Annotated in this window: 7 protein-coding genes and 1 riboswitch; of the genes, 4 read left to right on the forward strand and 3 right to left on the reverse strand. The window is 69.9% G+C overall.

What is annotated here, in order from left to right; genetic code table 11:
- Window positions 1–176: 176 nt before the first annotated feature.
- Both proP and bcp read right to left on the reverse strand, forming a co-directional pair.
- Window positions 177–1679 (reverse strand): glycine betaine/L-proline transporter ProP, encoded by a 1503-nt coding sequence (gene proP / locus E2E34_RS27840; RefSeq protein WP_138904655.1) that lies wholly within the window; start codon window positions 1677–1679, stop codon window positions 177–179.
- Window positions 1680–1943: 264 nt separating this feature from the next.
- Window positions 1944–2420 carry a thioredoxin-dependent thiol peroxidase gene (gene bcp / locus E2E34_RS27845; RefSeq protein ID WP_138904656.1) on the reverse strand — a complete coding sequence of 159 codons (477 nt, stop codon included), beginning with the start codon at window positions 2418–2420 and terminating at the stop codon, window positions 1944–1946.
- 143 nt (window positions 2421–2563) lie between these two features.
- On the opposite strand from bcp, the gene E2E34_RS27850 reads away from it, so the two are divergent.
- From E2E34_RS27850 to E2E34_RS27860, 3 genes are all read left to right on the forward strand, one after another.
- Window positions 2564–2884, forward strand: a complete 321-nt coding sequence (locus E2E34_RS27850; RefSeq protein ID WP_138904657.1) for a DUF3618 domain-containing protein — start codon at window positions 2564–2566, stop codon at window positions 2882–2884.
- 179 nt (window positions 2885–3063) lie between these two features.
- On the forward strand, window positions 3064–3399 hold the full coding sequence (locus E2E34_RS27855; protein WP_138897667.1) for a GroES family chaperonin: 336 nt from the start codon (window positions 3064–3066) through the stop codon (window positions 3397–3399).
- 234 nt (window positions 3400–3633) lie between these two features.
- Window positions 3634–3699: riboswitch (guanidine-III (ykkC-III) riboswitch) on the forward strand.
- A gap of 36 nt (window positions 3700–3735) precedes the next feature.
- Window positions 3736–4056, forward strand: a complete 321-nt coding sequence (locus E2E34_RS27860; protein ID WP_138897668.1) for a DMT family transporter — start codon at window positions 3736–3738, stop codon at window positions 4054–4056.
- A 5-nt stretch (window positions 4057–4061) separates the two neighbouring features.
- Here the strand turns inward: E2E34_RS27860 and E2E34_RS27865 are convergent, their stop codons facing one another.
- The gene (locus tag E2E34_RS27865) at window positions 4062–6644 is read right to left on the reverse strand and encodes a transglycosylase domain-containing protein (protein ID WP_138904658.1); all 2583 of its coding nucleotides are present in this window, start codon (window positions 6642–6644) and stop codon (window positions 4062–4064) included.
- 200 nt (window positions 6645–6844) lie between these two features.
- Between E2E34_RS27865 and E2E34_RS27870 the strand changes: the two genes are divergently transcribed.
- Entirely contained in the window at window positions 6845–7645 is an 801-nt protein-coding gene (locus E2E34_RS27870) for an ABC transporter permease (protein ID WP_138904659.1), read from the forward strand.
- The last annotated feature ends 15 nt before the right edge of the window (window positions 7646–7660 follow it).

Here is a 7660-nt window from a genome sequence, read left to right on the forward strand (position 1 = left end):
GGTGGGCCGGGGTGGTGGGTCAAGGGTGGAGCGGAGCGAAATCGCCGCAGGCGACGCGACGCAGGAGCGCCCTTGCCGCACCACCCCGGCCCACCGACCATCGAGCGTCAGGGACGGCCCGAGAACCACCCCGCCGCACAACCCGTGGTACACCCCCGACCCTCAACGCCCCCGCGTCAGAACCTCGGTTCCGGGGTCTGGGCCGCTACGAGTTCTGCCGCCTCCTCCTTCGTCTCGACCGACGGCGGGGAGCCTTCCAGCGGCTTCTGGGCCGTCTCCTTCATGCAGGCCACCGCTATGACGCCGATGAGTGCTGCCGCCATCGAGTAGTACGCCGGCATCAGGTCGTTGCCCGTGAGGCTGATGAGGCCGGTGATCACCAACGGTGTCGTCCCACCGAAGAGGGACGCGGAGAGGTTGTAGCCGACCGACAGGGAGCCGTACCTGACGTTCGTCGGGAACAGGGCCGGGAGCGCCGCCGACATCGTGCCCAGCAGGCACACCAGCGACAGCCCCAGCATCAGCATGCCGGCGGTGATCGCCGGGACGCTGCCCTGCTTGATGAGAAGGAAGGACGGGAGGGACAGGAAGAAGAATCCCAGCATGCCCGTCATCAGCAGTGGCTTGCGGCCGAAGCGGTCGTTGAGGCGGCCGACCTGGCTGATGACCGCCATCAGGCAGACCATGACGCCCAGCAGGATCAGCAGGCCGTGGGTCTCGCTGTAGCCGAGCTCGTCGGAGAGGTACGTCGGCATGTAGGACAGCAGCATGTAGTCGGTGACGTTGTACGCGCCGACGAGGGCGATGCACAGGATCAGCGTCGGCCAGTACTGCCGGAAGATCCTCGCGAGGTCGCCCTTGGCCGAGGCTTCCACGGCGTCGGCGGCCTCGGACGCGCGGACGTTTCCGCTCTCCAGCTTCTGGAACGCGGGTGTCTCGTCCAGGCGCAGCCGCAGGTAGAGGCCGACGAGACCGAGCGGGCCGGCGACCAGGAACGGGATGCGCCAGCCCCACGCCTCCATGGCGTCCGAGCCGAGCCAGGCGGTCAGTACGGTCACGAGGCCGGCCGCGCCGGTGTAGCCGGCCAGGGTGCCGAATTCCAGGAAGCTGCCGAAGAAGCCCCGGCGCTTGTCGGGGGCGTACTCGGCGATGAACGTCGACGCGCCGCCGTACTCACCGCCGGTCGAGAAGCCCTGTACCAGCCGGAAGAGGATGAGCAGCACCGGCGCCCAGAAGCCGATCGACGCGTACGACGGGATGAGGCCGATGGCGAACGTGCCGACGGCCATCAGGATCATCGTCAGGGCGAGGACCTTCTTGCGGCCCAGCCGGTCGCCCATGGGTCCGAACACCATGCCGCCGATGGGGCGCACCAGGAACGCGACGGCGAAGGTCGCGAAGGAGGAGAGGAGCTGGGCCGTGTCGTTCCCGGGTGGGAAGAAGACGTGGCCGATCGTCACCGCAAGGTAGCTGTAGATGCCGAAGTCGAACCATTCCATGGCGTTGCCGAGCGAGGCGGCTTTGACGGCTCGCTTGACCGCCGCCTCGTCAGTGACGGTGATGTCGGAGCGGCGCAGCGGCGGGTTCTTCCGTCTCCTGGCGGCGCGGAAGAGGGTGTGGTGGCGCTTTATCGCTGCGGGATCGGCCCCGTGGTCGGGGCCGGGGCCGGTGGCCGCCATGGCAGGTTCCTTTCCTCGGACGCGTTTCCATGTCCAAGTGGAACCTCTGCCTTCAATTCGTTGCTGCAAACCAAGGTCCCCGGTTCCGGGACCTTGGTCACAGGGTCCCGGGCCGGGGTGCCTCGGTCGAGGTGCCTGCTGCGGGCGCCGGTGTGGGTATCGGCGTGGGCGTCGCTGCAGGCACCGGCGTGGCGCCGGTGCGGGCGCCGTCGCGGGTACCGGTGCTGCGCCGGACCGGCCGACGACGTGATGTGCAGCCGGCGGTCAGGCCGCCGGGATGCCCAGGTCCTTGATGATCTTCGCCACGTGGCCGGTCGCCTTCACGTTGTAGAGGGCCCGCTCCACCTTGCCGTCCTCGTCGACCACGATCGTCGAGCGGATCACCCCGGTCACGGTCTTGCCGTACAGCTTCTTCTCGCCGAAGGCTCCGTACGCGGTGAGGACCTCCTTGGACGGGTCACCGACGAGCGTGACCTTGAGGTCCTCCTTGTCGCGGAACTTCGCGAGCTTCTCCGGCTTGTCCGGGGACACGCCGATGACGTCGTATCCCGCACCGGCCAGCAGCTCCAGGTTGTCGGTGAAGTCGCAGGCCTGCTTGGTGCAGCCAGGGGTGAGGGCGGCCGGGTAGAAGTAGACGATGACCTTGCGGCCCTTGTGCGCGGCGAGGGAGATCTCGGTCCCGTCGGCGTCGGGCAGGGTGAAGTCGGGGGCGGTGTCGCCGGGCTGGAGTCGCTCGCTCATCGGGTTCGGTCTCCTCGTACGGGGGGTTTGTGCGTCTGCGTTCCCGAGCGTAATGGGGGTGCCGTGGGGTACGGGACGGGCCGAGCTGACAGACTGTCGATGAAGGACTACCGGATTCGGCCCACGACCACGGAGGCAGCGCAGTGTCGGATGCCAGGACCCCTGCGCAGATCGAGGCGGACATCAAGAGCCGGCGTGACCGGCTGGCCGTCACGCTCGACGAGATCGGGGTGCGGCTGCACCCGAAGACGATCGTCGGAGACGCGAAGGCCAGGGTCGCGTCGACCGTCGACCACACCGCGGGCCGGGCGTTCGTCGCGGTGAACCGGACGGTGTCCGACGTGAAGGCGCAGTTCGTGGACGAGGACGGCTCGCCGCGTCTGGAGCGGCTCGTTCCGGTGGCGCTGGTGGCCGTGGGGCTCGTGGGGCTGCTCGCCCTGTCCACGCGACGCAGGCGCGGGTGACGCTCCGGCCTGTTGGGCACCCCTCGCCACCCCTCGCCGCGCTCCTCGCCTGATGGGCGATCCGGCAGAGGGGCGCTCCTGGCCTGACGGGCGACGGCGATCCGGCCGGACGGGCACTCCGGCCGGCTGACACCGCGGCCGATGGCGGGGGCGGGCACGAGGACAGGTAGGTTCGGGGCGTGAGCGAGAACACCACGCACGACAAGCTGCCCATCCGGATGCTGCACGACCGGGTGCTGGTCAGGTCGGACACCCCCGAGGGCGAGCGCCGCTCGGGCGGCGGCATTCTGATTCCGGCGACCGCCGCGGTCGGCAAGCGGCTGGCCTGGGCCGAGGTGGTCGCGGTCGGCCAGAACGTACGGACCGTGGAGCCGGGCGACCGGGTGTTGTACGACCCGGAGGACCGGGCCGAGGTCGAGGTGCGCGGCATTCCGTACGTCCTGATGCGGGAGCGGGACCTGCACGCCGTGGCTTCCGAGCGGGTCTCGGAGGACTCGACCGGCTTGTACTTGTAGGCGGGTTGTACTTGCAGGCGCTAGGCGGGTTGTCTTGCAGGCGCGTTGCGTTTGTAGGCGCGTTGCATTCGTAAGGGCGTTTCGTTCATGGGCGCGTTGCGCTTGTGGGCGGGCTGCGCCGGCAGGCGCGCTGTGCGCGGCAGGCGGCGCGGGCTGCCGCGTGACAGCCGATGGTGCACGTGCGTGGGGCCGGTGACCCGGTGATCGAGGTCACCGGCCCCTTTCGCTGCGCTTTGCTATGTTGGAGACACCCCCGACGAGACGCGCCGTACCGGGTTACCAAGGCAAAGACGACGCACCCCGTTGCACTCGCGTTTCGTTTCGGAGGTGCCTGTCATGGCCTGGGTTCTGCTCGTCGTCGCCGGTCTGCTCGAAGTCGGTTGGTCGATCGGGATGAAGTACACCGACGGTTTCACGAGGCTCTGGCCCAGCGTGTTCACGGGCGCGGGGATCGTCGCGAGCATGATGTTGCTGTCGCACGCCGCCAAGACGCTGCCGATCGGTACGGCGTACGGCGTGTGGGTAGGTATCGGCGCGGCCGGTGCGGCGGTGCTCGGCATGGTGGTGCTCGGTGAGCCGGCCACCGCCGCCCGGATCTTCTTCGTGTGTCTGCTGCTGGTCGCGGTCGTGGGGCTGAAGGCGACCTCGGGTCACTGAGCGCCTCAGGCGCGGCTGCGCGGGCCGTTCCGTGTGCCGCCGTCGGCCGGTGGGCCGGTGGTGCCGCCCGAGTCGGCGCCGCCTTCCGTACCGCCGGTGTCCGTCGTTCCGCCGTCGGTCGTGCCTCCGGTGTCGGCACCGCCGTCCGTGCCTCCGGTGTCGGTCGCGCCGCCGGTGTCCGTGCCACCCGTACCGTCCGTACCACCCGTGTCGGCGCCGCCGTCCGTGCCGCCGCCGTCCGTGGTGCCGCCGTCGGTGCCGGGGGAGCCGGTGGTGCCGCCGGTGTCCGTGGTGCCGCCGGTGTCCTGGCCACCGGTCGTGGGGCTGCGGGTCGGGTCGTCGGGGCCGTCGCTGGCGGGCGGCTCGCCGGATGCGTCGGGTTCACCGGTGCCGGGCTGCTCGGACGTCGGCGGGGCCGACTCGTCCGAGCCGGCCGCCGTCCGCAGGTCGAACTCCTGCACCGGCTTGCCTTCGAGCGCGGCGGCCGTGAACTGGCCCCAGATCTGCGCGGGCGCGCCGCCGCCGTTGATACGTGCCTGTCCCAGCGCCCCGTACAGCGGCTTCTGCACGCCGGTTTCCGGGTCCTGGCCCATCACCGCGACGACCGTCGCCAGGTCGGGCGTGTAGCCGGCGAACCAGGCGGCCTTGTCCTCCTCGGCGGTGCCGGTCTTGCCCGCCGCCGGGCGGCCGGCGGCCTGGGCCGCCGTGCCCGTACCGCCTTCGACGACGCTCCTGAGGATCGACGTCGTGGTGTCGGCCGCCTCGCGGGAGACGCCCTGCCCGGAGCCCGAGCCATTGCCCGAGCCGCCGTCGGAACCAGAACCGGAACCAGAACTGGAACCGGAACCAGAGCCGCCGTCGGAACCGGTGCCGGCGCCGGAGTCCGCGTCCGACGGGGGCAGGGCGATGTTCTGCCCGTTCTTCGTGATCTTGTCGACGATCGTGTACGTGCCGTGCCGCCCGTGGTTGGCGAGCGTCGCGTACGCCTCCGTCATGTCGAGGACGCTGGCGGTCGCGACGCCGAGCGCGATCGACGGGTACGCGTCGAGGCTCGGGGTGTTCTCGGGGATGCCGAGGGCCACGGCGGTGTCCTTGACCTTGGCCGGGCCGACGTCCTGTGCCATCTGCGCGTACACGGAGTTGATGGACTTGTCGGTGGCCGTGCGGACGGTCACCGGTCCGTACGAGCCCTGGTCCTCGTTCTCCGGGGCGTAGCCGGTGGGGCCGTTGGGGCCTTCCACCATCCGCTTGTTGGTGCCGTCGTAGACGGTGTTCGGGGTGATCTGCACGCCGTCCTGGGTGGTGGAGCCGTTCTCGACGGCGGACGTGAAGACGAACGGCTTGAAGGTGGAGCCGACCTGGTAGTCGCGGCGCGTCGCGTTGTTCACGTACTGCTTCGTGTAGTCGATGCCGCCGTACATCGCGACGACCTTGCCGCTGGCGGGGTCGATGGAGGCGCCGCCGACGCGTACGTTGCGGTCGGCCTTGCGGTCCTTGCTCGTCTGCGACATCACCTTGTCGTCGACGGCCTCGGCGAAGGCGTCCTGCTTGGACTTCTCCAGAGTCGTGGTGATGCGGTAGCCGCCGGTGGCCAGCGTGTCCTCGTCCATGATCTTGTTCTTGGTGAGGTAGTCCTCGACGGCCTGCACGATGTACCCGCGCTGGCCGGAGAGCCCGGAGGCCGGCTTCGCCTCCTGCGGCGCGGGGAACTTCGCGGCGGCGCGGTCGGCGGGGCTCAGCCAGTCCTCCTTGACCATGCCGTCGAGTACGTAGTTCCAGCGGCTCCGGGCGGCGGCCTTGTTCTCGGGGTGCGTGGTGACGTCGTACGCGCTGGGGGCGTTGAGCAGCGAGGCGAGGTAGGCGCCCTCGGCGGTGGTGACCTCGTCGATGTCCTTGCCGTAGTAGGCGTGGGCGGCGGCCTGGATGCCGTACGCGTTGCGCCCGAAGTAACTGGTGTTCAGGTACCCCTCAAGGATGTCGTTCTTGCTCTCCTCGCGATCGAGTTTGATCGAGATGAAGAACTCCTTCACCTTGCGGGTGACCGTCTGTTCCTGGCCGAGGTAGTAGTTCTTGACGTACTGCTGGGTGATGGTCGAGCCGGACTGCTTGCCCTTGCCGGTGACGGTGTTCCAGCCGGCGCGGAGCATGGCCTGGGGGTCGACCGCCCGCTCGGAGTAGAAGTCGCGGTCCTCGGCGGCCAGCACGGCGTGCTGGACGGTCTCGGGGACCTGCGCGAGCTTGACGTTCTCGCGGTTGACCTCGCCGTCGCGGGCGAGCTGGGAGCCGTCGGCGTAGAGGTAGACGTTGCTCTGGGAGACGGCGGCGCTGTTGGCGGCCGGGATCTTGACGAGCGTGTAGCCCGCGAGGAACGCGCCGATCAGGAGCAGGGCCAGCAGCAGGAACGTCCCGAGGAGCATCCGCCAGGTCGGGATCAGGCGGCGCAGGCCGGTGCGCCTGGGGCGGATCTTCTTGCCGTTCTCGTCCCGCTCGCCGGTTCTGCTCTTCTTGGCCGGCTTCCCCTCGTGGCCCGTGGGGTCGGAGGGGTCCCGGGGTGCCCACCCCTGGGGCTGCTGTGGCTCGTCGCTCATGCTGGTGGAGACTCCCTGGGCGTGGCCAGAGGTTCACTCTCCGGCATAACGGTGTCGTATCGGGCGATTCGGCTGTACGCCCATAGTGCACGCATCCGCTGGTGCGGCCTCTGAGCGGCGGACCCAAAAGCCTGCGGCGGCTGACCCCATTGGGCTAGGGTCGGGCGTTTTGGGGCTTTGGGCGAATCCGGGGGGTCGGGGTGCGGGTGTACGCGGTCGTCGCGGCCGGAGGCTTCCGGCGGTACGCGACCTACCGGGTGGCGACGGTCGCCGGTGTGTTCACCAACACCGTCTTCGGCTTCATCGTGGCGTACACCTACACGGCCCTGTGGGACGAGCGCCCGCAGCTCGGCGGGTACGACCTGTCGCAGGCCGTCACCTATGTGTGGATCGGGCAGGCGCTGCTGATGACCACCGCCATGATGGGCGGCGGCTTCGAGAACGAGCTGATGGAGCGGATCCGTACCGGCGACATCGCGATCGACCTCTACCGCCCCGCCGACCTGCAGTTCTTCTGGCTGGCGAGCGACGTGGGGCGGGCCGCCTTCCACCTCCTGGGGCGCGGCGTCGTCCCGATGGCGCTCGGCGCGCTCGCCTTCGATCTGGCGCTGCCCGCCGATCCGCTCGTGTGGGTCGCCTTCCTGTTCGCCGTCGCCCTCGGTGTCGTGGTCAGTTTCGCCGTCCGCTTCCTGGTGGCGCTGTCCGCGTTCTGGCTCCTCGACGGGGCGGGCGTGGCGCAGATCACCTGGCTCGTCGGTCTGTTCTTCTCCGGCATGGTGCTGCCGCTCACCCTGTTCCCCGGCGCCCTCGGGGCCCTCGCGCAGGTGCTGCCCTGGTCGGCGCTGCTCCAGATTCCGGCCGATGTCCTCCTCGGCGAGCACACGGGCTGGGGCCTGGTCCAGGCGTACGGGTTCCAGCTCGGCTGGGCGGCGGTGCTGCTGACGGCCGGGCGGCTCCTCCAGTCCGCCGCGACGCGCAGGGTGGTGGTGCAGGGTGGCTGATGCTGGGGCTGGGGC

The sequence above is a fragment of the Streptomyces albidochromogenes genome, from assembly GCF_005981925.1.
Taxonomy (GTDB): domain Bacteria; phylum Actinomycetota; class Actinomycetes; order Streptomycetales; family Streptomycetaceae; genus Streptomyces; species Streptomyces albidochromogenes.